This window comes from Enterococcus ureilyticus (assembly GCF_001730315.1).
Lineage (GTDB): Bacteria > Bacillota > Bacilli > Lactobacillales > Enterococcaceae > Enterococcus_L > Enterococcus_L ureilyticus.
This window is the reverse complement of record NZ_MIKC01000004.1, coordinates 91149-117841: the sequence shown is the minus strand read 5'-3', so window position 1 is coordinate 117841 and position 26693 is coordinate 91149. Positions and strand designations below refer to the sequence as shown.

Here is a 26693-nt window from a genome sequence, read left to right as displayed (position 1 = left end):
TTAATTTACATGTAAAAAAAGAATCAGACAGCTGTCTGATTCTTAAAATATTGGATTAAATTTGATTACATACGTACAGCAAAGCTTGGTGTAAATGAACCAACATTGCTATATTGAACACCTGTACTTGGATCACCTGCATGGATATAACCGCCGCCACCAGTAGCAATCGCTACGTGATAAGAAGCACCTGGGCTACCCCAGAAATATAAATCTCCAGCTTGAGCTTCTGCTACAGAGATACGTGTACCAGCACTTTCTTGTGCAGTAGTAACGCGTCCTAATTGACGTCCAGTAGCTGCGAATGCGTAATAAACTAATCCAGAGCAGTCAAAACTATCTGGTCCTTGCGCACCCCAAACATAAGGTTTACCAACTTGTGCTGCTGCAATAGAAATTGCAGAACCGCCAGTTGATGGTGGTGGTGTTACTTGACCACCGCCTCCTCCCCCTGGAGCTGGAGGTGTTACTTCTTGACCGCCGCCGCCACCTGATGGAGGAGTCACTTGTTGGCTACCGCCTCCTGATGGAGGTGTTACGCTTCCAGTATCAGTAGAGCTAGTTTCTTCTGATGAAGCAGTTGTGCTTGATGATTGTTCTGTAGTCGCTGTTGTTTTAGCCGCTGCAGTTTCTTCAGCTGCTTTTTTAGCATTTTCAGTAGCTGCTTTTTCTTGTGCAGCAATACGAGCTTGTTCTGCTACAGCTGCTTCTTTTTCTTTCACTAAGCCAGCTTTTTGATCTTCAGCAGTTGCTCTTTCAGCAGCTAATGTTGTTTGTAATACATTCAAATCTGCTTCGGCTTTAACAAGTTCACCTTTTTGCGCTTCAAGTTCAACTTGATTATCTTGTAATTCTTGTAATTTTTCTTCGTTTTCAGCTTTTTTAGTTTCTACTGATTTTTTGTCTTCTTGTTGTTGTTTCACTAAATCATTGTTTGCATTAACAATCGTAGACATTGCAGTCACACGAGTGATCGCATCAGAAACTGATTTTGCATTCAATAATGCATCCATATAGCTTGTGCTATTTCCATTAACTTGTACGTCACGTGCTTGATTTTGAATCGCAACTTCACGTTTTTCGATACGTTTTGTTAATTGAGTGATTTCTTTTTCTAAGTTTGCAGATGTTTCTCTTAATGTACCTTGTTCAGCTAATAATTCTTCTGCTTTTTCGTTAATAGAAGCAACTTGACTTTGTACAGCAGCCACTTGGCTTTGCGCATCGGCTTCTTGAGATTTCAATCCTGAAATTGCTTGATCTTTTTGTTGAATTTTTGAGTCCACTTCATCTGCTAATGAAACCATTGGTGCTACAGCTGTAAGGGCTAATGAACAAATCATTAGTAATGGCAATACACTTTTCTTCACTATTCATTCCTCCGACTTTTTACTTATAATAAATTCATCTTTTGAGTAATTTTCATTCTTTTATTAACAACGAACTCATTGTATCATAATCACATGTCATACATATAAAAATAATGTTACAGGAGTATTTCATTTTTGAAAGGTAAGAATGACAGTTGAACATAGCCGTATTTAGCTATCTAAATAGGACTTATCAAGTTCAGTCCTCTTACCATACCCCACTCGATGGTATATTACAAATAATCCCTATCAGAAAAACCATATACATTTTTTCTGATAAGGAATTATTTTATCTTTTAATTATCCTGGAAAACGCCATACAACCGCTCTAAAGTTTGCTGCATATGGACTCGGTGTCCAACCTGTAGTAGTTGAAACATAACCCGAACCTGCTGGATTATTTGATTCAACGATCTGAACTGAACTGCCATTGACACCCACGACAAGGACTGTATGAACGCCATCTAACCATGCATCCGGACTAAGTGAGTTTTCATATTGCACAACATCACCGACTTGGACATCAGACCAAGAGACTTGAACTGCACCGGATTGCGTATAGCCACTGTGAGGGCCGCCTGGTGAGAATCTGATACCTGCTGCATTTAGCCAATTTTGGACAGCTACAATACATTCGCCACTTTGTCCCCAGCCAGTAGGATTGGTTTGTCCAACTGAATTTAAGGCAATTTGAGCGGCTCTTTTCTTCGCTTCTGAGACGCCGCCTGTACCAATACTGCTGCCGCCAGTGTTCCCATTATTGCTAGGTTTTTCTGGTGTGGGTGCTGCTTGGGCTGTGTTGGTCGTGCCATTTTCTTCTACAACATTCGTTTGAGCAAGACCTGGATTAGCTGCTTGCGCTTCCGCTAACTTAACCGCAGCTTCGGCTTCCGCTTTTCTTTGTGCTTCTTGCTGTTTAGCTTGCTTTGCTTGTTCTTCTGCTAATTTCTTTTGAGCTGCGGCTTTTTGATCCACATACTCTGATTTCTTGCTTTCTTCTGTCGAGCGTTGTGCTTCTAGTTCATTTTTAGCAATTTCTTGTTCTAGTTTCAATGTATTCAGCGAAGCTTGTTGATCCGTCAATTCTTTTGTAGAAGTTTCTAAAACAGAGATTTGTGATTCAACTGTTTTTGTCTTATCTTCTACGTCTTTTTTATCAGAATTTTGTTGCTCTAATAGGTCATTATTAGCATTGACCAATGTTGTGATCCCTTGTACACGGCTGATCGCATCTGAAATCGATTCAGAATTAAGGATAACATCTAAATAGCTAGTACTTGAGCCACTGACTTGTACGTCACGAGCTTGATTACGCATTTGAACTTCTCTTTTTTGAATCCGAACATTCAAATCTGAAATTTCACCATATAAGGTTGTGATTTCATCTTTCAGCGTTTTTTCTTTCGCCGTTAATTCATCGATTTTTGTAGCAGTAGTCAGCATATCTGATTCGATTGTTGCTAATTTAGCTGCGGCTTCTGATTCTTTTGTTTTTAGTCCATTAATGATTACATCTTGTTGGTCGATCTTTGTATCATACTCATCTGCAATTGCTGCCATAGGCACAGCAGCAGAAGTAAGCGTGATTGAACAAACCATCAAAGCTGATAATATACTTTTTTTCACTCTTGAATTCCTCCGACATTTACTTTATATATTTTATGATTTCTGAGTATTTTTTCGGTCTTATAATTTTGCAACGTGCTAATTGTACCATAGCAGTATGACATACAGATAAAAAGGATATTACAAAAATATTTCATGCCGCCAAATTAAATAACACGAATAATTATATCTCCTCACTTTTACAACTAAAGTAAAACATTAGCATATTGGTATATTTGGACTCCGCACATTGAAAAAGAGACTATTCATTAGCGAATAGCCTCTTCAATGGATAAGAAAAAATAACGAATATCAACATATTGAATAGTAATGTCGGACCTAAAACTTTAGTGATAAATAACAATGGTGCGACATTTGATAATTTGAAAATAACTTGTAATCCTACCGCAATTAGTTCATATGCCGTCACAAAAATGATCATCCCAAAGAATGCCGTTGGTAGATTCGTATGCACTACTCGCTGAAATCGATACATCATCATGACTGTTGCTGTCAGCGCAACCGTGTAGATTCCAATGATGCCGATATAATAGCTATCACAAATCAATCCCAAAACCACCGATGTGATCAGCAAATAACGTTTAGACAAGTTAGGTACCGCCATCAAAAAGGCCAATAACATAAAATGCGCATTTGCAAAATAGACGTTATCCGTTATATTTGCTGCCGCTTGGGTCATTTGACCATCCACCAGCATCAATAAAAAGAAAACAACGGGAGCGTAGTATTTAACATTTTCTTTACGTATCATTAGTCCATCATTCCCCCGCTCCAGCTAATCGTTTGATGATTGTAACAACGGGTATACCATACATATCCGCATATGGTTTGACGTAAACTTCTCTATCCAAGCCATAGCTATCTGGTTTGACTTTTTGAACGACACCAACAGGCAGATTTGCTGGAGAATTTTGTCCTAAGCCGGATGTTTGTACAATATCGCCTTCTTTGATCTCCATATCTCCTACCAATTGGCTGACGATCAGGGTATTTTCTTTATCATTATAATCCTTTAATAACCCGTAAGAATCGCCTTTTTCAGAATTGATCTGAATTGGGAAATGATTTGAATTTTGGTTTTTAGACGTTAATAGTTCTACTTTAGAAGAGGTTGCATTCACTTCGATGACACGTCCAATCAACCCTTTTTGCGCTAAAACGGCCATATCGGGTTCAATGCCATCATTCGAACCACGATCAACAATCAATAAGTCTTGCCACATATCTGGCGAACGTGAGACAACCGTCGCTGTTACTTTCTCATAGTTCCCTAAGGTCTCATTTAGTGCTAATTCTTTTTTCAATGTTTCATTTTCTTTTTTCAAGTTGTCGTTTTGAATCGATAGCTCGCCATATCCATCGATTCTTTCTTTTAAGCGTTCGTTTTCATCATAGGTGTTAAATAATGTACTAATCGATGATACGCTATTGCCGATCACCCTACCTGGAAACGAAATCACTTTGTCAATAAACCCTACGCTGTCATTGACTGCAGATTGCCCAAGATTGGTTTTTCCACTATTGGCTCTGTTAGCCGCAGTCAAACTAATGATGGTTACCACAATAATCACTACGATCAGCGTGATAATTATATTTTTATTTGGATTAAATTTTTTCACATCGACACCCCGACTAATCTTTAGACTGATAGCAATAATTTTACCACTAATTGGAAGCAAACAAAAGAGCTGTGGTACGTCTTTACATTTTTTTATTAAATATTATTGTTTTCACAAAAAAACAGAGCAGGCTAAACGCCATGCTCTGCTTTAATCGGCTCTAAATCAAAAGCAAACTTCTGTTGCTTATTTTTCTTTGTTTTCTTCAGTCAATAATGCTTTACGAGATACGTTGACACGGCCTTGTTTGTCGATTTCCATAACTTTTACAAGGACTTCGTCGCCAAGTTTCACAACATCTTCAACGTTATTTACACGTTCATTGGCCAATTGAGAAATATGAACGAGTCCATCTTTTCCTTTGATCAAGTTAACAAATGCGCCGAATTTTTCGATACGAACGACTTTACCAAGGTAAACTTGTCCAACTTCAACTTCTTTTGTCAACTCTTCAATGATCTTGATCGCTTTTTTGATCATATCTGCATCAGCAGAGGCAATACTTACATTACCTTCTTGGTCAATATCGATCTTCACGCCAGTTTCATCAATGATTCCGTTGATGGTTTCTCCACCTTTACCAATCACATCTTTGATTTTAGCTGGGGCGATTTGGATCATTTCGATCTTAGGTGCATATTTGCTTAACTCTGGACGAGGTTCAGCCAATGTTGATGTCAATTCTGCAAGAATTTCCATACGGGCTTTTTTCGCTTGAGTCAATGCTTCTGTCAAGATTTGTTCCGTGATTCCTTGGATTTTGATATCCATTTGTAAAGCAGTAATTCCATCTTTAGTCCCAGCAACTTTAAAGTCCATGTCGCCTAGGTGATCTTCTAGTCCTTGGATATCTGTTAAAATCGTATAGTTTTCACCATCACTGACAAGTCCCATCGCAATTCCGGCAACTGGTGCTTTAATTGGTACACCAGCATCCATCAATGCTAAAATTCCAGCACAGATACTTGCTTGTGAAGAAGAACCATTTGATTCTAAGACTTCTGATACTACACGGATCATGTAAGGGAAGTCCGCTTCACTTGGAATAATTTGCGCCATTGCACGTTCACCTAAGGCACCGTGACCGATTTCACGACGACCAGGAGAGCCAGCACGACCTGTTGAACCAACAGAGAATTGCGGGAAATTATAATGATGAATGAAACGTTTGCTGTCTTCTACACCTAAACCATCAATGATTTGGTGTTCCCCAAGCGGTGCTAACGTCACGACAGACAAGGCTTGAGTTTGTCCACGCGTGAATAATCCAGAACCATGAACGCGTGGTAAAATACCAACTTCTGACGCCAATGGACGGATTTCGTCTAATTTACGACCATCAGGACGGATTTTATCAATCGTGATCAATTCACGAACCACGTCTTTTTCTAGATCTTCTGCGATTTGTTTAACTTCTTTCGCCACTTGCGCTTCTTCTTCGTGACCAGCAAATTTTTCTGCATAGGCTTCTTTTAGTTGGTCTTTGATTGCATCGATGTTGACTTCACGAGCGAGTTTTTCTTCGGTCATAACTGCTTCTTTCATTGAAGCGTAGTAAGCCGCGAAGATTTCTTTTTTCAAATCAGCATCCACTTGTAATAACTTGATTTCCATTTTTTCTTTACCAACAGCGGCAACGATTTCTTCTTGGAAAGCAACTAATTCTTTGATGGCATCAAAACCGAAAAGTAACGCACCAAGCATATCTTCTTCGGATACTTCTTTGGCACCACTTTCCACCATGTTGATTGCTTTTTTCGTTCCAGCAACCGTTAATTCGATATCTGTATTTTCAGATTGTTCGACAGTTGGGTTTAATACGTATTCACCATCAACACGACCAACATCCACACCTGCGATCGGTCCGTCAAATGGAATATCTGAAATGGCTAAAGCTAGAGATGAACCAAACATTGCTGCCATTTCTGGTGTGCAGTCTTGTTCCACACTCATCACGGTATTTGTGATTTGCACTTCATTACGGAAGCCTTCAGCAAACATCGGACGAATTGGACGGTCGATTAAGCGAGCAGTTAACGTTGCACGTTCACTTGGACGACCTTCACGTTTGATAAATCCGCCTGGAATCTTCCCTACAGAGTACATTTTTTCTTCATAATTCACTGTTAATGGGAAGAAATCAAAATCTCTTGCATCTTTTGACGCAACCGCCGCGCTTAGTACAACAGTCTCTCCGTAGCGTACTAATACTGCACCATTTGCCTGTTTAGCCAATTGGCCGACTTCAACTTGTAAAGGGCGTCCGCCCCAAGTTGTTTTAAATACTTTTTTCTCTGTCATTTACTTGTTTCTCCTTTGATTCTTTGGAGAAGTTAGACTTGCTACTAAACAAATGAAAAGATTCAAACGAATTGAGTCCTTTTATTTGGTTAGTAGATTTATTCAAACTTTCCAAAGATGATTATTTTTTAGTATTTTAAGGATACTGAACCTTTGCTTTTAAATAAGCTAAAAAGCGAGGTTCTTAAAGAATCTCGCTTTTCCTTTTTTGATTAACGACGTAATCCTAAACGTTGGATCAATTCGCGGTAACGTTGGATGTCAGTTTTACGTAGGTAAGCTAACAAGTTACGACGGTGTCCAATTTTTTTCATTAGTCCACGGTAAGAATGGTGATCTTTTTTGTGAACGCGAGCGTGTTCATTCAAGTGATTGATATCAGCCGTTAATACAGCGATCTGTACTTCTGGTGAACCAGTATCTCCTTCATGACGAGCGTATTCGCTAATGATTTCGTTTTTCTTTTCTTTTGACATTGCCATGTTTTTCACCTCTTCTTTAATAGTCATCTTCTTACTGAGTAATGCGTTGGTGATTCGCACAACCAAGTAAAAGACGGTATGATTCCATACAGTTATACTTTACAGGAAAGTTGTCTAAAATGCAAGACCAAGCTCAATTTATCCATTGTTTTTTGAACAATTTATCCCCATTACGAATGGTTTTGTGATAAACTGTATAGGCGAATAAATACATTAATGGAAAGATTTAGTTTCTGACCGAGTCTTTTAAATATAAAGGAGGAATTATCCTATGATCACCATGAAGGATATTATCCGTGAAGGAAACCCAACACTTAGAGCAGTGGCTAAAGAAGTAGCTTTGCCGCTATCTGATGAAGATATCAAATTAGGTGAAGAAATGATGGAATTCTTGCATAATAGTCAAGATCCTGTCAAAGCAGAAGAATTAGGATTACGCGGTGGGGTTGGTTTAGCGGCACCACAATTAGACATTTCAAAACGAATCATTGCGGTCCACGTGCCAAATGGCGATTTGGAAAATCCAGAACCGACCTTAAGTGCAGTGATGTATAATCCGAAGATTTTGAGTCATTCCGTACAGGATGCTTGTCTTGGGGAAGGTGAAGGGTGTTTATCTGTTGACCGTGAAGTACCAGGTTATGTAGTGCGCCACAACAAAATCACGTTATCTTATGTAGATGCATCTGGCGTTAAACAAAAGATTCGATTGAAAAATTATGAAGCGATCGTCGTTCAGCATGAAATCGATCATTTAAATGGTGTGATGTTTTATGATCATATCAATCAAGAAAATCCTTATGCGTTGAAAGATGGCGTCTTGGTGATCGAATAAGAAAACAGCTCAAGACAAACTGTACTAGTTTGTCTTGAGCTGTTTTTGCTAACTTAAATTGCCTTTAATTCTTTCAACGCTTTCCAAATACCGTCATTGTCATTGGTATCTGTCACGATTTTGGCTTCTTTTTGGATATGGGGCAAGGCATTGCCCATTGCAACGCCGATCCCCGCTTCCCGCAGCATTTCACGATCGTTTTCACCATCTCCAAATGTGACGATATCTTCACGAGCGATGCCCACACGATCTGCCAAATTCAGCAGGGTCGCTGCTTTAGATCCATTATTAGGGACGATATCCACACTTTCAGAATGCCAACGAATAAAACGGAATTTAGAAAATTCATGGTCAAACAGCCCATCTGATGACTCATCATAAAAAGCTAATGCTTGATACACATCATTTTCTTTATAGAAATTCAAATCATATTCTGGTGCTTCAAAATCGATTGACCCCATCGCTTCAGCCATTTGTTTCCGGCGATGATGGTTATTTTTTTTCACATCATCCAAGCCAACATATGCCAAACCGATTTCTCTTTTTTCTACTTCTGAGGCAAAACGGTGCAATTCTTTTTCATCCAATAAATTTTGGTAGTATTGTTCATGATCTAAAAATGCGGCCGCTCCATTACAAAGAACATAATTGGAGAAATCTAAGTCTAAAATAATATCTTGTGCCATAAATCGACTGCGTCCTGTAGCAATCGTTACGAGATGTCCTTGTTGTCGTAACATCTTCAATGCTTCTCTGGTACTTTCTAGCGGTTGCCTATCTGTTCCCAATAATGTTCCATCAATATCAAATGCAAAAAGTTTTCTTCTCATGGCGTAATAACTCGCTCACTTTCTATGGTTTTGGCAAATATTTACTGCCTTCTCTGACAGCTAATGGGCTTAATTCGATCGTCTCGATCAATGTCTTGACCCACTCAGGATCAGTTTTACTATATTGACGCAAAGACCAGCCGATTGCTTTTTGAACAAAGAACTCATCTGTAGTTTTATCATAAATAATGGCTTTTTTCAATAACACAATGTTTGTTTTTTCTTTATATAACAGTTGCAGATTAATGGCAATTCGTCTGTGCCAAAAATCTTCTTCACAAAAAAAGGCTTCAAATAACTGCGGCATTTCTTCTAGATGCTGGAACCCCCAAAGACCGAAAAACTTACGCCACGCATCCACACTATCCCACCAGGCTTTTTCGATCACGAAAGGTTTGAACCCTAAAACTTCTTCAAAAGAAAAACGTTTAACATTGGCGATTGCTAAATCGATTGCAACATATTGGTATTCCCGTTCAGGTTTATCATAATAAAATCGAACTAGATCAACTAACTCCGTGTATGTCATTTTTTTACTCGCTTTTAAAAGCTCTTTTTCTAACAACGCTCGCTCAGGCGCAGCAATACCTGCAAATGGAAATAAATTTTTCATGTACGCTGCCATTTGCACCGCTTTGTCCGCTTTTTTTGGAAAAACTACTTCATTCATACGCTACTCCTTTTTTCTTCTTTCTCCTATCTTACTTCAAATCACTTTAGACAGCAAAAAAGCTGAAGCAAGAATAACTCCGCTTCAACTTCTGATTTCATTAATCTAAATAATTCGTATCTGCATTATTCAACCAGGCATAGCCTAAGCCCATCACTAAGCCGCCACCGATAAAGTTACCGATCAATGCAAAGAATAGGTTGTGTGCTACACTGCCGACTGTCATTGCTGCCAATGTCCCGTGAGACGCAAAGTAAGCTAAACTAAACGCAGGGAAATTAGCGATAACGTGCTCGTAGCCTAAAAATGCAAAGATAAAGATGATAAAAATAATTGCAGCAACTTTACCAGCATCATCTTTCATACGCATACTTACTAACACTGCTGTATTTACCACAATATTAGCAAAAATAGCTTCAACTAAAATCTGTACTGTTGTTTTATCTAATTTACCAGCAATCGATGTGAAGAAAAAGCTATCCGCTGGTAAATCTTGGAAGGGAACCGTCAACGAAATCAAGTAGCCAAACAGAATGCCACCGACTAAATTAAAGAAAATACAGGTAAATAAAATCTTTGTTGCAAAAGAGAAGTTGATTTTTTTACGATAAACCCCAACGGTCATATACAGCATATTCGATGTGCCAAGTTCCGCATTCATATAAAGAATCATCACAAGTGACCAACTGAACATAAAAGCATAAAGGATCTTACCTAAGCCGTGTACCATTCCTTCCCCTTTGATGGCAATCCCGAACGCAACTGCTGTCCCTAAGGTTAAAAACATACAAGCTAATATAGCACGAAAAGCGTAACGCATAAAACTACTTTGGAATAAGTTCATCTTTTTATTGATTGATTTGTCGATCTGCTCAAATAATGGCGATACAGGTTTCATTTTGTTTCTCCTTTTCAATTTGTTTTCATATTTATATTTTCAAAAACATTCTTTATCATTTTAAAGACATTTACGTGCTTTGTCTAGTACTTTTCAACAATCCTTTCTAAAAATAACAGGACTTTTAACTTGTTCTCAATAATTTTTTGGCCTATCTTTTTAAAACTCTACTATTTTAGTTCACCATCAACAATCTCTATCTAAAGATTATACAGAATGAAAAGCATATTTTAATTAGCATTATGATATAATAAAATGATAACAACTTTATAAAAGGAGGTACATGTGATATGGCAACTTTATCTAGATTTTTCTGGGGAATTTTTGGCGGCGGTTCTTCCGGTGGTGGCGGCTTTTCTGGCGGCTGGTAGTTTATTGGGATAACGCAATAAAAAGCTTGAGTTATCCCTTTTTTTGCGTTATACTAATTTTTGTGTAAAATAATGCAGCAGAAAAATAATAGGCTCGTCAACAGTCCATTGCCTTGATTGCTTAGGCTTTCAGGTTCAACTGCGTAACCCACGGCTGCAAAGGGCGAAGGTTGAAGAATGAACTGAACGAATATGAATTTTTCAGAAGATTATTTTACTCCAAAAAACTTATTTTATTGGAGGAATTTTTAATGTCACGTTATACAGGACCATCATGGAAAATCTCTCGTCGTCTAGGTATCTCTCTATCAGGTACTGGTAAAGAACTAGCACGTCGCCCATACAAACCAGGACAACACGGACCAAACAGCCGTGGTAAAGTTTCTGAATACGGTATGCAATTAACTGAAAAACAAAAATTACGTCATATGTACGGTATGAACGAACGTCAATTCGTTAACTTGTTTATTAAAGCAAGCAAGATCAAAGAAGGTAAACACGGTGTTAACTTCATGATCTTACTAGAACAACGTTTAGATAACGTCGTTTACCGTTTAGGCCTTGCAACTACTCGTCGTCAAGCACGTCAATTAGTAAACCACGGTCACGTTACTGTAGATGGCAAACGCGTAGATATCCCTTCTTACCACGTTGAAGTGGGTCAAGTGATTTCTGTTCGTGAAAAATCTCAAAACGTCGTAACAATCAAAGAAGCGGTTGAAGCAACTGTTGGACGTCCAGCATTCGTAAGCTTTGACGCTGAAAAATTAGAAGGTAGCTTCACTCGTTTACCAGAGCGTGATGAATTATATCCTGATATCGACGAAGCTCTTGTCGTTGAATACTACAACCAAAAACTTTAAGATTCGATTATCGTCGATCTTTTGGAAAAACCTTGTACAGCAAAAGCTGTACAAGGTTTTTTGCATAAAAAATAGAACAAAGCCCAACTTTCAGCTTTGTTCTATCGTTTTATTATGTTTGTTTCTCTAATACGCCATCTTTCATCACAAATACTTCATCACAAAAATCGATTAAGCGTTGATCGTGGGTCACCATGATCGTCGCTTTATTTTTTTCTTTCGTTTCTCTTGCTAAGATTTTTACAACCTCAAATGCTCGGTCAGAATCTAAACTTGCTGTGGGCTCGTCTGCTAAGATAATCGATGGATCATTATACAACGCCCGGGCAATTGCCACTCGTTGACGTTCACCACCAGAAATTTCGTCTGGGTATTTTTTCTTCAACTTCTCAATACCAAGCTCTGTTAATAACTTGTTGACTTTATCCACATCGGTTTTTTCTTTTTTTACCTTATCCACCAAACGTAATTGCTTTTCCACAGTTAAAAATGGGACTAAATTTGATGCCTGTAAAATAAAACCAATCTCTGAAAAACGAATCTTAGAACGTGTTTTTTCATTTTCCTCACTGAACGCTTCATTGTTTATCTTAACTTCGCCATTCGTCGGTGTTTGCAACCCACCCGCCAGCGTTAAAAAGGTACTTTTTCCCGAACCACTTGGTCCGATCACTGCAACAAATTGACCTTTTTCCACAGAAAAATCTGTGGATTTCAATGCTTCAATTGTAGTATCTCCATCTAAAAACTGTTTATCCACAGATAAAAATTCGATTGCTTTCATTTCAATTTGCTCCTTTCTAGCCAATTGCCTTTAATGGATCGATTTTAACAATCGTTCGAACTGAAAATAGCGCACCTAAAACGGCAATGACCAACATTATTCCACCGATTGCCAAGAAGAATGACCAGTTTGTCTGAAATGGAACTGCCGTTGGTAAGACTAGTGCTGTTCCTACAGTGCCCAGTAATCCTAATGCTATTCCCAAAACAGCCAATATAAAGGTCTGAACGATTACCGATACGGCAATATAAAAACCAGAAATTCCTTGCGCTTTCATGATTCCAAATATATTTGCTTTTTGCATAGTCAAAACATAGATAAAAATTCCTATAACAATTGCTGCGATTACGATCAAAAAGCCGATCATAAACCCGAAAGTCAGCACTTGAGCATTATATCCCGGTAATTTATTAATGAACTCTTTGATGCTGTAACGAGTCAAACCATCCTCATTTAGCTGAACATTTTTTACGGCGCCATCCTTTGCTCGAAAAACGATTGCATTTACTCGAGCGTTCTCCGATGTATCCGTTTTTTCAAACCGAATTTGTTGAAATGCGGCTGTAGAAACATATAATACTGGTGCTACATTAAATTTAGCATTATCTGTAAACCCAACTACTTTGAGCTGTTTGTCATTCCCTGCTAATTTTAATGTATCCCCAAGCTTGACGCCCTCTTCTTCTTTCAAACTGTTATCCACAACTGTTTCATTCTCATTGGCAAAGGCTTTTCCTTCAATGATATTCGGCATCAAGAATTCATCTTTATTGATCCCAAAAAAGCTGGCGTTGATTTTTTCAGCACCTTTTTTGTCTAATTGAATTACTGCAGCGGTTTGTCCGAGTGTCGCTTTTTCTTTGGCATCGACATCTTTCAATGATTTGATTGGAATCATTGACATGTTGATATTGGTATTTGATTCATCCGACAACACAATGCCATCTGCCTGCCATTTATCCACAGCAGTACGATTATCTGATGCTAACCCATAGGCTAATCCTGTTAAAAAGAAGACTAAATAGGCAATCAAAAACATCACACTGATGATCAGACCATATCGTAATTTTGAACGTACAATTTCATTCCATGCTAAAAACATACTTCCACCTCCACCTTATCAATCGATAAGTTCTAATGAAATTATAGCAAACTTTTACAACGACAACAAAATATCTGCTTGAAGTATTTCTCAAAAAAGCCATGATTTTGTCTTGTTTTCTTCTTATTTATCGAAATTGTTCTGATATACTAAGAGAAACAATACATAAAAAGGAGTTTATTATGAAAAAAAAGTATCCTACACTTTATACACTATTGCAGTTTGCACTAATTTTTTTATTTGGCCTTTTTTTGAGAAAATTTGTGCTAACTCCTGTAGAAGTCCTTGGTACATCCATGGAACCGACCTATCATGAATCAGATCGCTTGTGGCAAACCTCGTTAATCCAACCAAAACGATTTGACATAGCAACTTTCCCTAGTCCACGAAACGGGAAACGGATCGTTAAGCGTGTCGTGGGCTTACCAGGGGATACGCTTCGAATGGAGAATGATCAGTTGTATATCAATGATCAAAAGTTTACTGAACCTTATTTAGATGAATTTAAAGAAGCTTTGACAGATGGAATGCCTTTGACAGCTGATTTTACTTTAGCAACTAGTGCAGCCGGTCCAGAAACTGTTGTTCCTGAAGGAAAGTATTTTGTGTTAGGGGATAATCGAAGAGTGGCGGATGATAGTCGTTATTTTGGTTTTGTAGATGAAGAAGATATTGTCGGAGTTGTTTATTTTCGGTATTATCCGTTGAATCAGCTTGGTATACAATAAACTTCACCTCGGCCTATCATAGTGACATTTTATAGAGCCTGTATAATGAAATAAAACATTGTACAGCTTTTTGTCATGCTTTACTTTTTTGAGTGAACCAAAATGGAACAATAAGCAGGTACCTTCCTGATTACTGTTCCACTTTTTCTCTTGTCTTTTGTAATAAGGCTTTCTTTATTCAGCTTGCTGTAAGTTGATCGCCAATTGATATAACGGTAATAATTCTTCATATGTCTTCAACATATACTCACGTGCTTTTTCTGGATCATTCAGCAGATCATCTGTTTTTCTAATGATCCGACCAATCTGAAACTCGCCTTTTTTGACATCGCGAAAACGAGTCAACTGTTTCTCTAAATTCGCTTCCTTCAAGCGCTCAATCTCAGGTTGAGTATGATCGATCGACAGATAGAAATCATCATTTAATTGTTCAAATAATGCTGGATTCTCTAAAAAAGCTTGTGCAATTTCTTTTTCATTTTTAGGATTATCGATCAGTGATAGCCACATAAACAGATACTCTGGCCAGATGCCTAATTGAAAATGAGCCTCCATTTTGTAGCCGCGTTTTTTCTGGCTTAAAGCCGACCAGGTATTTTCTGGTGGGTAGACAGTTCTACGGCGATGTTGCGCGATATGAACGAAAAATTCTGTTTCTAATTTCTCTCCTAATTCTTCCGCAAAATAATCATCTAATTCTTGAAATTTTGGTTGGATCGTTGAACGAATACCCGCCATTCGTGGATCTAATCCTTCTATTGTAAAAACATCAAAATCTTTTTCAGTAAACATTAACATGTATTCATTTCTCCTCTGAGTTGTTCTATAGTTTAGCGCTGTAAGTTCTGCCAGTCTGCCAAAGTAATTCCAAGCATGGCATCTGTCACAACTTTCCCTTTCCAGATACGAGCATTCGGAATCCTACCTTCTACTTTCATGCCAATTTTTTCCATCACACGACCTGATTTAGCATTATCGATATCATGGACAGCAAAAATCCGCATCAATCGTAACTCTTCAAAACCTAAACGCAAGATTTCGTTCGCGGCTTCTGGCATATAGCCTTTGCCCCAATAGTCTCGATTTAATGCATAGCCAAGTTCTGCAATATTGTGCTGCTCTTCCACACGCAAATCGATCGTTCCGATCAATTGACCCGTTTCCTTTAATTCGACACCATATTTTCCTAGAGGCGCTGACATAAAATAATTAGAAATACTTTCTTGCGTATCCTTCAATGACTGATGGATCGGAAAAACATAAGTAACAGTTGCTTCATCTGATGCATATTCGTACATATCAGCAGCATCATTTAGTGTGACAGGGCGCAGCTTTAAGCGCTCTGTTTCTAAATATTGATTTTGTGCAAAAATTAAATTTCGATTGATGAGGATTTCCATAATTACACCTGCTTTTCATACTACTTTACAGAAATAACCACTCAGAGGCAAGAGGAAAAATGAAAAACGTTACACTTCTTTTCTTACAGCTGCTTGGATAAAGGCTTTAACTTCGGTCCGCTTCCCTTCACTAAGCAACTGGACGATTTTACTCCCGACAATCACACCGGCACAGCTTTTTCTAAAACGGTCAACATGTTCCTTAGAAGACACTCCAAATCCAGCTAAAACAGGTTTATCGCTACTATTTTGGATATAAGTTAAATGTTCATCTAGCGTTTCTTGATAGTTTCGATCAATGCCTGTTACGCCGTTAACAGCTACTGCATAAATAAATCCTTCCCCAGCTACCACTAATTCTGGAATTCGTTCTTTAGGAGTGGTCAAAGCAATCAGCGGAATCAAAGCAACATCACTCTCTTTTAATAATGGTTCGACTAATTCTCGATGTTCATAAGGTAAATCTGGAATAATCAATCCTAAAACATTGGTTTCCGCCAAATCTTGAATAAACCTTTCTAAGCCATAGCTAAAGATCGGATTGAAATACGTCATGATTACTAAAGGCGTTGGGGTTTTGATTTGTTTTAGCTGATGAATGATCTTGCTTAACGTGACATTGTTTTTCAATGCTCTGAGACCAGCTTCCTGGATGATCGGACCGTCTGCAACAGGGTCCGAAAAAGGAATACCTAGCTCAATCGCACTGGCTCCAGCATCTGTGAGCAACTGGATTTCATCTGCTAATCGATCTAGTCCTTGCGCACCTGCCATAATATAAGGAACGAAAATGGTCTCATCCGCTTCCTGTCTTGCTTTCAATTGTTTCGTTAGTGATTTCATTGCGAGTCCTCCTGTTCAAATAACGCTTTGATTTGTTGCACATCTTTATCCCCACGACCTGAAAGACAGACGATGACTTGCTTATCTGGTCCCAACTCTTGTGCAACCTTGATAGCATGACTAATAGCATGAGCACTTTCTAACGCTGGGATAATGCCTTCTGTTTGGCATAAAATCTTAAAAGCGGATAATGCTTCTTGATCCGTCACTGATTCGTAGCTTGCTCTTTGTGTTTCGTTTAGATGGCAATGCTCTGGTCCAAGCCCAGGGTAATCTAAACCTGCTGAAATCGAAAAGGCTTCTAAAATTTGGCCATCCTCATCCTGAAGCAGCTTCATCATTGCTCCATGAAGCACACCTGTTTTCCCTTTATTAATTGAAGCGGCATGAGCTTCTGTATCCAATCCTAAGCCTGCTGCCTCAACACCGATCAACGCGACCTCATCATCGATAAATGGATAAAAAATGCCCATCGCATTACTCCCCCCACCAACACAAGCGATAACTGCATCCGGTAATTTATTTTCCACTTCTAAAAATTGACGTCTGGCCTCGATTCCAATAATGCTCTGATAATCGCGGACGATTTCAGGAAATGGATGCGGACCTAAAACAGACCCCATTACATAATGCGTATCTTCAACATTCGCAACCCAAAAACGCAGTGCTTCGTTGACGGCATCTTTCAATGTTTTGCTTCCAGAAGTCACGCTTTCAACTTTTGCCCCTAACAATTCCATCCGAAATACGTTTAATGACTGACGAGCGACATCCACAGCTCCCATGAAAATCGTACATTCCATTCCAAATAACGCTGCGACTGTAGCCGTTGCTACACCATGTTGCCCTGCTCCAGTTTCGGCGACGATTTTTTTCTTGCCCATTTTTTTGGCTAATAAAATTTGTCCGATCGTGTTATTGATTTTGTGTGCACCAGTATGATTCAAATCTTCTCTTTTGAGATAAATCTTTGCACCACCCGCATAATCTGTTAAACGTTCAGCAAAATATAACGGATTTTCTCGTCCTACATATTGTTTTAAATAGTAATTTAGTTCTGTTTGAAATTCCTCATCTATTTTGGAAGCCTCATAAACTTCTTCTAATTCTTTCACAGCATACATCAAAGTTTCCGGGACAAATTGCCCACCGAAATCTCCATAAAATCCTTGGTTTGGTTGATTATACATAATTTTCCTCCTTGTAATAAAAGCTGAATGAGCCGCTTAGTATCGACGAAAAATAGGAAAACATGAAGGTGGTGTTCTTTACCACATTCAGATTTTATCTTTTTTCCGAGATACTGGATCATGAAGCTAGATAATATAAAAGCTGAATGGGCTCGTTCTGGCTCGATAAGAAAATAGGAAAAATTGACTGTGACGCTTTTTGTCACTTTCCATTTTTATCTTTTTCTCGAGAGACTAGCCCATGAAGCTAGATAACTTTAAAAGCTGAATGAGCCGCTTAGTATCGACGAAAAATAGGAAAACATGAAGGTGGTGTTCTTTACCACACTCAGGTTTTATCTTTTTTCCGAGATACTGGATCATGAAGCTAGATAACTTTCTTTAAAAAAGCCACAATTTTTGCGGGGTCTTTTACACCATTTGTTTCTACTCCGCTAGACACGTCCACTGCATATGGATTAAATCTTTTTTTCGCTTGTAGGACATTTTCAGCAGTTAGCCCTCCTGCGATAAACACTTTTTTATTTTTGATGATGCTTGTATCTAATTGTTGCCAATCGAAGACTTCACCGTTTCCCCCGACGAATTTCTGAGGTGGTGCATCAAAAAGCAGAAACTCTGTCTCTGGTTCTTGACTCAATGCTGCTTGTATTGCATGATTAACTGGTATTGCCCGAATCACTGGGACTGACACTTTCTCTGTCATTAATGCCCCATGAATCTGCACCATGTCTAAATTCGCCTGCTGTATAATTGTTTCCACTTCTTCATAGCTAGGTGAAACAAAAACACCGATTTTTTTGACTTTTCTTGGTACGTTTAACGTGATTTCTTTTGCTTTTTCAGGAGTGATTCGCCGCTTACTTTCGGCAAAAACAAAGCCTAGATAATCTGCACCAGAAGTGACTGCTAGATCCACGTGTTCTTTGGTTTTTAATCCGCAAATTTTCGCTTTCATCGCAAGACCTGCAATTCTTTGACTTTTTCTTTTGGATCATCTTCTTTCATCAAGCCTTCACCTACTAGAACTGCTTGATAATTTTCTTTTATACGTTCGACTTGTTCACCAGTTGAAAAGCCTGATTCACTGATATAAATCGCATCTGTTCCTTGTTTTCCTCCTAATAGTTGACTAACATCTATGGATACCTCAAATGATTTCAAATTGCGATTATTTACACCAATCAATTGTGCCGACAAATTTTCAGCAATTTTCAATTCTGATTCATCATGAACTTCTACCAGAATTTCTAAACCTAACCCTGTCGCTTTTGTATATAGTTCTTCTAGCTTTTGTTTGGATAATGCCGCAACAATCAGTAACACGATCGTCGCTCCAGCATTTCTTGCCCGAATGAGTTGTTTTTCATCAATGATGAAATCCTTACATAGCATTGGAATCTTCACTTGCGAAGCAACTTGACGCAAGTCTTCAATCGATCCTTTGAAAAATTGTTCATCAGTCAATACTGAAATGGCTGTAACTCCTGCTTGTTCATAGGCTTTTGCCTGTTCACTTACATCGACTGATAAATTGATTGCGCCTTTAGACGGTGACGCACGTTTGACTTCCCCAATAAGATGCATTTTTTCTGGTCTTGCTTTGACTTGTTGATAGAATGAATCTGTTTTCCGCAGTGGTTTAACTGTTTCTAAAGGCATCTGTTTTACTTCTTCTCGTTTTGCCTTGATAATTTTTTCTAGAAATGCCATTTTACGCAACCTCCTTTTGTACTTGGATCAACTGTTCTAATTTAGCCATAGCCGCGCCACTTGCCACACATTCTTTCGCTAAGCTGATGCCAGCTTGAATCGTTGTCACCTTGCCATTACTGAAAAATCCTAAGCCTGCATTCAATAGCACTGTATCCAAATAAGGACTGGCTTGATTCTTTAAAATAGATAATAATATTTCTGTATTTTGTTTGGCATTACCACCCCGAATCGACTCTAGAGGAAGTCGAGCGAAGCCAAATTCTTCTGGTTCGATTGTATGCATCGTGATTTGTTTATCTTGTAATAAGGCAAAATGGGTCGTTCCAGCTAGGGATGCTTCGTCTAAGCCACCTGCTCCGTTGACGACTACTGCACGGCTTCGCCCCAATTCACTCAACGTTTTTGCCGTTTCTGCTAATAAATCTCGGCGATATGTCCCCATTAATTGTGAGTCTAGTGAGACAGGATTTGTTAATGGCCCAATCAAATTTAAAACGGTTGGGGTGCCTAATTCTTTACGGACTTTCATGACATATTTCATTTTCGGATGCAGATGAGGAGCAAATAGAAAGGCCAATCCTACTTCCTCCAATAGGAGACTTGTTCTCTCTGGTGAAAGATTGATATTTACACCTAAGCATTCAAAAATATCCGCACTGCCTGATTTACTGGATATACTTCGGTTGCCGTGTTTAGCGACTGTTACTCCACCTGAAGCGAGTACAAAAGCCGCTGTTGTACTAATATTGAAACTACCCGATCGGTCGCCACCAGTCCCACAGTTATCCATTACATTGTCTTTTTGACAATCGATCAGCACGGCTTTTCGCCGAATCGTATCAGCAATTCCTGCCATTTCTTCAGCCGTTTCTCCTTTGCATTTTAGAGCGGTTAAAAAAGCTGCAAGTTGACTATCCGTTAATTGACCTTCAAACATTTTTTCAGCTATTCGCTCTGCTTCTATACGATTCAAGTGTTGATTATTATAGACTTTCTCAAATAACTCATTCATATCACTTTACCTCCGTTTGTTGGATAAAATTTTTGATGATTACGGCTCCACTTGGCGTTCCAATCGATTCTGGATGAAACTGAAGGCCAAAAATTGGATATTCCCGATGCTCGATTGCCATGATTTCCTGATCATCAGCAGCAGTTGCGGTAATCAGGAAATCTTCTGGTAATGTTTCTTGCTCAATGATCAGCGAGTGATAACGCATAACAAGATTTCCGGAGTCAACTTCTTTAAATAGCTGATTATTTTGATGAATCTTAATCAGTGATTGCTTGCCATGCCGGATCTCTTTAGCCCTGCTGACCTTTGCCCCGAACACTTCACCAATCGTTTGGTGGCCTAAACAAATGCCTAGTATAGGTTTCTTTTGATAAAATTGTTTGATTACTTCTTTTACCTGACCGGTTTCTTTTGGTGTTCCAGGACCGGGTGATATAACGATTGCTGATGCTTGGTTAGCTAAAGAAAAAATAGTCTCTGAATCATTTCGAACAATTTTTATTTCACGTTCAACGCCGAGTAATTGAGCAAGATTATATGTAAATGAATCATAATTATCGATCAATAAGATCATTGTCCCACCTCCAAAAGTGCTTTTGCTTTTTGTAACGTTTCTTCGTATTCTTTCGTAGGGTCAGAATCATAAACGACGCCTGCACCTGCTTGAACATACGCTTTATTTTTGTGAATCACCATTGTTCGAATCGCAATAGCGAAGTCTGCTTGATCATCTTTTGATAAATACCCCACCGCACCCGCGTAGATAGTTCGTTTGACTGGTTCGATTTCATAAATACGTTTCATTGCCTGGATTTTTGGTGCGCCGCTCACTGTTCCAGCAGGCAGAGTAGCTTTTAACGCATCCATTGCTGTCAATCCTGTTTTTAGCTTTCCAGTTACGACTGAAACTAAATGCATGACATACCGATACTTCTCAACAATCATATAAACCGGCACTTCAATCGAGCCGATTTCGCTGACTTTCCCCACATCATTGCGGCCAAGATCGATCAACATTAAATGCTCTGCACGCTCCTTTTCATCTGTGAGCAATTCTTTTTCTAAAAGTAAATCTGCTTCCATTGTTTGTCCTCGTTTACGAGTTCCTGCAATGGGATTTGTTGTGACGATTTGATTTTTCACACTTACTAAGCTTTCTGGCGAAGAACCGATCACATAGGTTTCACCAAAATCTAGAAAATACAGATAGGTTGACGGATTAGTGACACGTAACCGGCGATAATAATCAAATGGCTCTTCTTCAAAATCAGCTGTTAAACGTTGTGAGGGGACCATTTGAAATAGATCGCCTTGCTTGATATACTCTTTTACTTTGACAACGACTTCTTCAAAGCTCGCTTTAGTAAAGTTACTTTGGTAATCCATGTTTTTTAAGTGGATTTCTTTTTGTTCTTCTTTACTTGGTGTTTGGAGTTCTTTTATTTTTTGGTTGAGTGCTTCTTCTAGTGATCGTGCGCTTCGATTTGAATAAGTATCTGCCTCAACTAACATGATTTTTTCGCCAACATGATCAAAAATTAAGTAAGAGTCAAATAAGTAGAAATGAATATCTGGTACATTCAGCTCGTCAAATGGCATTTTTCCTAAATCTTCATAACAGGCGATCACATCATACCCAACATACCCGATCGCGCCACCTTGAAAGGGAAGCTCATTTAGATAGGTTTCTTTTTTCAAAATATGTGTTTCGATTTCTTTTAATGGATCTTCTACGGTCCTCGTTTGCCCATCGATCGTTAATTGATGGCCGTAGCATGTAATGGTAGAAACAGCATCCCAAGCAATGATCGAGTAACGTCCTTTGCTTTTATCCCGGGGAATGCTTTCTAATAGGCATTTATTACTTCCTTGGATTCTTAAAAATGCAGATATTGCGGTTAGATAGTCTGCTTGGATTTCTTTGATCAATTGCATATGATTTCCTCTTTTCTTTTTTGATAATTGGGAATGTTGCTTGTCTTTTAGTCTATTTTGGATAGTTTAACTAATTTGATGATTCTCTCGTAATGAGACTTCGCTCACTTTGCGCGCCTTGTACTGTTCATCATCTACTCTGGCGAAGCCACTTTTAATCCTTCCATTTTTAGTGTTTTAGCTGTTAAACTTATTGAGATCACTTCACTTTGGGTGATTCTCTCGTAATGAGACTTCGCTCACTTCGTTCGCCAAGTACTGTTCATCATCTACTCTGGTAAAGCCACTTTTAATCCTTCCATTTTTAGTGTTTTAGCTGTTAAACTTATTGAGATCACTTCACTTTGGGTGATTCTTTCATAATGAGACTTCGCTCACTTCGTTCGCCAAGTACTGTTCATCATCTACTCTGGCGAAGCCAGTCGTAGTGATTCACAGCAAAAAGCCCTCACAAAAACAGATAGTAATCTGCTTTTGTGAGGGCGAATAATAGTATCCACGGTACCACCTCATTGAAAAGTTTATTTCTTTTTATAACCTTCAATAACTTAACGTTACACGTTTCAACGTGAATGTCTTGTCATCATTAGGATCATGTTTCGCTATTGATCATTTGAGATCAAAGCGTTTAGTGATTCCTAGTAAGGTTACTTCTCTCTCTTTGTACAACACCTTGTATTGTTCATCATCCGTTCTGGTAAGGCCAATCACTGTCCTTCAATTCTTAGAGCTTTAGCTCTTAGAAATTGATGCAATCAAAACGTAGTGTAGATGAACAACAAAAGCCCCCAAACCACACAAATAGCTGTGGTTTGAGGGCGAAACATTCACGGTGCCACCTCAAGTTTGAAAGAAATTCTTTCCTCTTGTCAGTCGTCAATCAACGACCTTACTCTATAACGGGAGTTCCCGAAAATGCCTACTGTAATTCAACATTTCGCTCGAAAGTCCATTCACAACCCATTCCTTACTGATTCGCAGTCCCATCAGCTCTCTGAAAAGTTCCAGTGTTGTTACTCCTCTTTCTCAAAGCTTTGCTATTGAGGATAATCATATTAGAAAACTCTAATTTTGTCAACTATTTTTTATATAGAATTTTAACCATCTATTCAAAAAGTTGGTTTATTAGCGTTTTCTTTAATAATTTCGACAATTGTTTTGGCAGCCAATTCCATTGCTTCTAGCGTGATAAACTCATATTGTCCATGAAAATTTTCGCCACCAGTAAATAAATTAGGGGTTGGGATGCCCTTAAATGAAATTTTTGAGCCATCTGTTCCACCTCGAAAAGGTTGAATATCTGGCTTGATGCCAAGATTTGCCATCGCTTTAGTAGCAAGTTCTACGGGTGTCATATCCTTTTCAATGATTTCTCCCATATTATAATATTGATCCAAAAAATCAATTGTAATTCGTTTTTTGTCGAGTGAATCATTTAATTCATGGACGATCTTAGCAAGTTGTTGCTTTTTTTTTTGGAAAAGTTCCTTGTTATGATCGCGAATGATATACGTCAATTCAGCTTGATCTAAACTTCCAATAAATTTTGTTAGTAAATAAAAACCTTCGTAACCACGTGTTCTCTCAGGAACTTCCGCTTGTGGTAATTGTGCATCGATGCTTTCACCCAATTTGATGGCATTGACCATTGTTCCATAGGCTGTTCCTGGGTGAACACTGGTCCCTTCGATCGTGATTACAGCTTGCGCTGCATTGAACGTTTCGTATTCAAAGCAGCCTACTCTGCCACTATCTACTGTATAGGCAAATTGGGCAGGGAAATTCGCTGCATCAAAACGATCTGCACCACGACCAATTTCTTCATCAGGCCCAAAAGCAAGCAACACTTTCCCATGTGGTATTTCAGGATGTGCCAGTAGATACTCAACTGCCTCTAAAATTTCGACGATTCCCGCTTTATCATCTGCTCCTAATAATGTCGTTCCATCTGTTGTAATCAACGTTTGACCGACATAATCCTTTAGATTAGGAAACTCTTCTGTCTTCATGATGATTCCAGCTTTTTCATTCAGCACAACATCTTGCCCATCATAATCAGAAAAAATAGTGGGGCAAATGTTCTCCGCATTATAGTCCGCTGTATCTAAATGAGCAATAAAACCAATCGTAGGAATTTCTTTATCTGTCGTCGCAGGTAAAACCGCCGTCAGAAAGCCATTTTTTTCATTATAAGAGATTTCAGAAAGTCCGATATCTGTTAAATCTTTTTCAATGATTCGCGCAAAATCAACTTGTCCTTGTGTTGTAGGAATGGTCTGACTTGTTGCATCAGACCGTGTATTTACTTTCGCATAACGAACAAACCGTTCTAGTAGTTGACTCATTTCGTTAGTCCTCCAAGTAAGCTGTTCTCAGGTTGAAATAATCACCATATAAATGGTAACTGATTCCTTTGATAGCTGGATTGATCAAATAATTAGATGCACTTTGATAAAGCGGTACTTGAGCCGCATCTTGATCTAGTAAAATATCTTCTGCTTCTTTGTAATCATCAAACTGTTTATTCGGCGTATTCGCATTGATTGTTCGTGCATCGGTAATGAACTTGTCATAGGTATCATTTTTGTATGAACCATAATTATACGCAGAGCTGCCTGCATATAAGTTAAAATAAGAATCTAAATCACTACTGCCAGCAATCCAGCCAGATAATGAAAGTTCATATTCTTTGTCTTTACGCGTTTGTAAGACATTATTTTTTGGCTGTGCATTGATCGTGATTTCTAGCCCTTTTAAGTTCTCTTGTAGTTGACTTTGAATGTATTCAGAGATTTTTTTTCCATTGTCATCATCTGACACCAAGAGTGATAATTTCACTTTATCGCCTAGCTCCGCTTGCGCTTTTTCCCATTCTGCTTGTGCTTTTTTCACATCATATGTTAGATGATCTCCGCTGAATTTTCTGAAATCCTCAGAGGTTTCAGGATTTTTGTATAAGTTACTTGGGATCAGACCATTCAATGGTTTTGAGCCATCATTTAAAACACTTTTTGTCAAAGCATCCTTATCGATTGCTTGTGCGATTGCTTTTCGTAAATGGATATTAGCTGGTGCTGTGCCTGCTTTTTTATTGAAATCTAAATAGTGATTTGCTACATCTGAATGTGTGACATATCCTGCGTCATCACTGTATTGCTGCACATATTGACCGCTGATACGAACCAAGTCTAATTCATTTGATTGGTATAAATTGATTCCTGTATTTTCTTCTTTGATCGTATTAACTTTAACTTCTTCTAGCTTGACTGTATCTGCATCGTAATACTCTGGGTTCTTTTTCAATGTCCAGGTATCAGACGAAGCATCCCAATCTGTTAAAATAAACGGCCCGCTATAAATTAAATGATCACTATCTGTAGCATACTCTTTCCCTTGCTTCTCAACATATGCTTGATTTTGTGGGGCTAACCAGCCGATTGAAGCAACTACTAAAAAGGATGGTTGGGCTTGTTCTAATGTCACCTCAAACTCTTGATCACTTGGTGCAGCAAGACCTATTTCGTCTATTGGTTTTTCACCATTTCGGATTGCTTTGCTATTTTTCACATTATCCAATAAATAAGCATTTGGACCAATCGTTGCTGGTGTCACTAATTTTTTCCATGAATAAAGAAAATCTTGTGCAGTGATTGGTTCACCATTACTCCATTTGATATCGTCTTTCAGCGTAAATTTATACGTTAAACCATCTTCACTAACCGCTACTTTTTCTGCTAAACCTGGAATTGGAGTACTATCATCATCAAAACGATACAGTCCTTCAAACAAATGTTGCACGATCGTAAACGTATTTTTATCCATAGTTTGTGTTGTATCTAGCGTTGAAAGTGGTGTAGGTGAACTGATTTCGATTTTTTGATTTTTAGCAATTGTCCCTGCTTCGCTTTTAGTTGTTTCTTTTTGGTCGTTGCCCCCGCATGCTGTGAGTAATAATCCCGTTAATACTGCACTTACAACTAGTAATTTTTTCTTCATTTTGTTTCCCCCTTCAGAATCTGTATACATCAACTACTCCTACCTTTTTGTGAATGTTGAAAATCAAATGGCCTCTCTCTTGAAGTCATGCTCTACAAATTATCATAGTCATAACACTT

The 26693-nt window shown here is 38.5% G+C and carries 25 protein-coding genes and 1 other annotated feature; of the genes, 3 read left to right on the top strand and 22 right to left on the bottom strand.

All coding sequences use genetic code 11. The annotated features are described in order from the left end of the window. Nucleotides 1–65 precede the first annotated feature (65 nt). The 6 genes from BCR24_RS03650 to rpsO form a co-directional block, all read right to left on the bottom strand. Complete coding sequence (locus BCR24_RS03650) at nucleotides 66–1370, bottom strand: C40 family peptidase (protein WP_069639206.1); 1305 nt, start codon at nucleotides 1368–1370, stop codon at nucleotides 66–68. Between the two features lie 300 nt (nucleotides 1371–1670). Then, nucleotides 1671–2996 (bottom strand): coiled-coil domain-containing protein, encoded by a 1326-nt coding sequence (locus BCR24_RS03645; RefSeq protein WP_069639205.1) that lies wholly within the window; start codon nucleotides 2994–2996, stop codon nucleotides 1671–1673. 241 nt (nucleotides 2997–3237) lie between these two features. Then, on the bottom strand, nucleotides 3238–3747 hold the full coding sequence (gene mreD / locus BCR24_RS03640; protein ID WP_069639204.1) for a rod shape-determining protein MreD: 510 nt from the start codon (nucleotides 3745–3747) through the stop codon (nucleotides 3238–3240). Between the two features lie 7 nt (nucleotides 3748–3754). Beyond that, nucleotides 3755–4615, bottom strand: coding sequence for a rod shape-determining protein MreC (mreC, locus tag BCR24_RS03635; protein WP_069639203.1), 861 nt, complete (start codon nucleotides 4613–4615; stop codon nucleotides 3755–3757). A 186-nt stretch (nucleotides 4616–4801) separates the two neighbouring features. Then, complete coding sequence (pnp, locus tag BCR24_RS03630; RefSeq protein ID WP_069639202.1) at nucleotides 4802–6916, bottom strand: polyribonucleotide nucleotidyltransferase; 2115 nt, start codon at nucleotides 6914–6916, stop codon at nucleotides 4802–4804. Between the two features lie 212 nt (nucleotides 6917–7128). After that, a complete protein-coding gene (gene rpsO / locus BCR24_RS03625; RefSeq protein ID WP_010761818.1) occupies nucleotides 7129–7398 on the bottom strand; it encodes a 30S ribosomal protein S15 in 270 nt (89 codons plus the stop codon). Nucleotides 7399–7669: 271 nt separating this feature from the next. Between rpsO and def the strand changes: the two genes are divergently transcribed. Beyond that, complete coding sequence (def, locus tag BCR24_RS03620) at nucleotides 7670–8233, top strand: peptide deformylase (protein ID WP_069639201.1); 564 nt, start codon at nucleotides 7670–7672, stop codon at nucleotides 8231–8233. Nucleotides 8234–8286: 53 nt separating this feature from the next. Here the strand turns inward: def and BCR24_RS03615 are convergent, their stop codons facing one another. From BCR24_RS03615 to BCR24_RS03605, 3 genes are all read right to left on the bottom strand, one after another. After that, nucleotides 8287–9063 (bottom strand): Cof-type HAD-IIB family hydrolase, encoded by a 777-nt coding sequence (locus BCR24_RS03615; RefSeq protein ID WP_069639200.1) that lies wholly within the window; start codon nucleotides 9061–9063, stop codon nucleotides 8287–8289. 22 nt (nucleotides 9064–9085) lie between these two features. After that, a complete protein-coding gene (locus BCR24_RS03610; RefSeq protein ID WP_069639199.1) occupies nucleotides 9086–9733 on the bottom strand; it encodes a DNA alkylation repair protein in 648 nt (215 codons plus the stop codon). A 100-nt stretch (nucleotides 9734–9833) separates the two neighbouring features. Then, the gene (locus BCR24_RS03605) at nucleotides 9834–10631 is read right to left on the bottom strand and encodes a formate/nitrite transporter family protein (RefSeq protein WP_069639198.1); all 798 of its coding nucleotides are present in this window, start codon (nucleotides 10629–10631) and stop codon (nucleotides 9834–9836) included. Between the two features lie 622 nt (nucleotides 10632–11253). Here BCR24_RS03605 and rpsD point away from each other — a divergent pair. After that, entirely contained in the window at nucleotides 11254–11865 is a 612-nt protein-coding gene (rpsD, locus tag BCR24_RS03600) for a 30S ribosomal protein S4 (protein WP_010761823.1), read from the top strand. Nucleotides 11866–11977: 112 nt separating this feature from the next. Here the strand turns inward: rpsD and BCR24_RS03595 are convergent, their stop codons facing one another. Both BCR24_RS03595 and BCR24_RS03590 read right to left on the bottom strand, forming a co-directional pair. Then, on the bottom strand, nucleotides 11978–12649 hold the full coding sequence (locus BCR24_RS03595; RefSeq protein WP_069639197.1) for an ABC transporter ATP-binding protein: 672 nt from the start codon (nucleotides 12647–12649) through the stop codon (nucleotides 11978–11980). Nucleotides 12650–12665: 16 nt separating this feature from the next. After that, on the bottom strand, nucleotides 12666–13751 hold the full coding sequence (locus tag BCR24_RS03590; protein ID WP_069639196.1) for an ABC transporter permease: 1086 nt from the start codon (nucleotides 13749–13751) through the stop codon (nucleotides 12666–12668). A gap of 182 nt (nucleotides 13752–13933) precedes the next feature. Here BCR24_RS03590 and lepB point away from each other — a divergent pair, with 182 nt between their 5' ends. Beyond that, nucleotides 13934–14479: a signal peptidase I gene (gene lepB, locus BCR24_RS03585; RefSeq protein WP_069639195.1), complete on the top strand. Its 546-nt coding sequence runs from the start codon at nucleotides 13934–13936 to the stop codon at nucleotides 14477–14479. Between the two features lie 174 nt (nucleotides 14480–14653). On the opposite strand, the gene BCR24_RS03580 is transcribed toward lepB, so the two are convergent. From BCR24_RS03580 to BCR24_RS03530, 11 genes are all read right to left on the bottom strand, one after another. Then, a complete protein-coding gene (locus BCR24_RS03580; protein ID WP_083244295.1) occupies nucleotides 14654–15277 on the bottom strand; it encodes a DUF1054 domain-containing protein in 624 nt (207 codons plus the stop codon). A 32-nt stretch (nucleotides 15278–15309) separates the two neighbouring features. Next, nucleotides 15310–15879, bottom strand: coding sequence for a GNAT family N-acetyltransferase (locus BCR24_RS03575; RefSeq protein ID WP_069639194.1), 570 nt, complete (start codon nucleotides 15877–15879; stop codon nucleotides 15310–15312). A gap of 69 nt (nucleotides 15880–15948) precedes the next feature. Continuing rightward, on the bottom strand, nucleotides 15949–16722 hold the full coding sequence (gene trpA / locus BCR24_RS03570) for a tryptophan synthase subunit alpha (protein ID WP_069639193.1): 774 nt from the start codon (nucleotides 16720–16722) through the stop codon (nucleotides 15949–15951). Then, nucleotides 16719–17912, bottom strand: coding sequence for a tryptophan synthase subunit beta (gene trpB / locus BCR24_RS03565; protein ID WP_069639192.1), 1194 nt, complete (start codon nucleotides 17910–17912; stop codon nucleotides 16719–16721). The genes trpA and trpB overlap by 4 nt, the downstream gene beginning before the upstream one ends. Nucleotides 17913–18279: 367 nt before the next feature. Continuing rightward, complete coding sequence (locus tag BCR24_RS03560; protein ID WP_069639191.1) at nucleotides 18280–18870, bottom strand: phosphoribosylanthranilate isomerase; 591 nt, start codon at nucleotides 18868–18870, stop codon at nucleotides 18280–18282. Continuing rightward, entirely contained in the window at nucleotides 18867–19625 is a 759-nt protein-coding gene (gene trpC, locus BCR24_RS03555; protein WP_069639190.1) for an indole-3-glycerol phosphate synthase TrpC, read from the bottom strand. Before trpC ends, BCR24_RS03560 begins: the two co-directional genes overlap by 4 nt. A gap of 1 nt (nucleotide 19626) precedes the next feature. After that, nucleotides 19627–20640 carry an anthranilate phosphoribosyltransferase gene (trpD, locus tag BCR24_RS03550; RefSeq protein ID WP_069639189.1) on the bottom strand — a complete coding sequence of 338 codons (1014 nt, stop codon included), beginning with the start codon at nucleotides 20638–20640 and terminating at the stop codon, nucleotides 19627–19629. A 1-nt stretch (nucleotide 20641) separates the two neighbouring features. Continuing rightward, nucleotides 20642–21217 (bottom strand): anthranilate synthase component II, encoded by a 576-nt coding sequence (locus BCR24_RS03545; protein WP_069639188.1) that lies wholly within the window; start codon nucleotides 21215–21217, stop codon nucleotides 20642–20644. Next, complete coding sequence (gene trpE / locus BCR24_RS03540) at nucleotides 21214–22578, bottom strand: anthranilate synthase component I (protein WP_069639187.1); 1365 nt, start codon at nucleotides 22576–22578, stop codon at nucleotides 21214–21216. Before trpE ends, BCR24_RS03545 begins: the two co-directional genes overlap by 4 nt. 811 nt (nucleotides 22579–23389) lie before the next feature. Then, nucleotides 23390–23617, bottom strand: a binding site (T-box leader). Between the two features lie 70 nt (nucleotides 23618–23687). Further along, nucleotides 23688–24923, bottom strand: coding sequence for a peptidase T (pepT, locus tag BCR24_RS03535; RefSeq protein ID WP_069639186.1), 1236 nt, complete (start codon nucleotides 24921–24923; stop codon nucleotides 23688–23690). Between the two features lie 4 nt (nucleotides 24924–24927). Beyond that, nucleotides 24928–26574, bottom strand: a complete 1647-nt coding sequence (locus tag BCR24_RS03530) for a peptide ABC transporter substrate-binding protein (RefSeq protein ID WP_069639231.1) — start codon at nucleotides 26572–26574, stop codon at nucleotides 24928–24930. Nucleotides 26575–26693 lie beyond the last annotated feature (119 nt).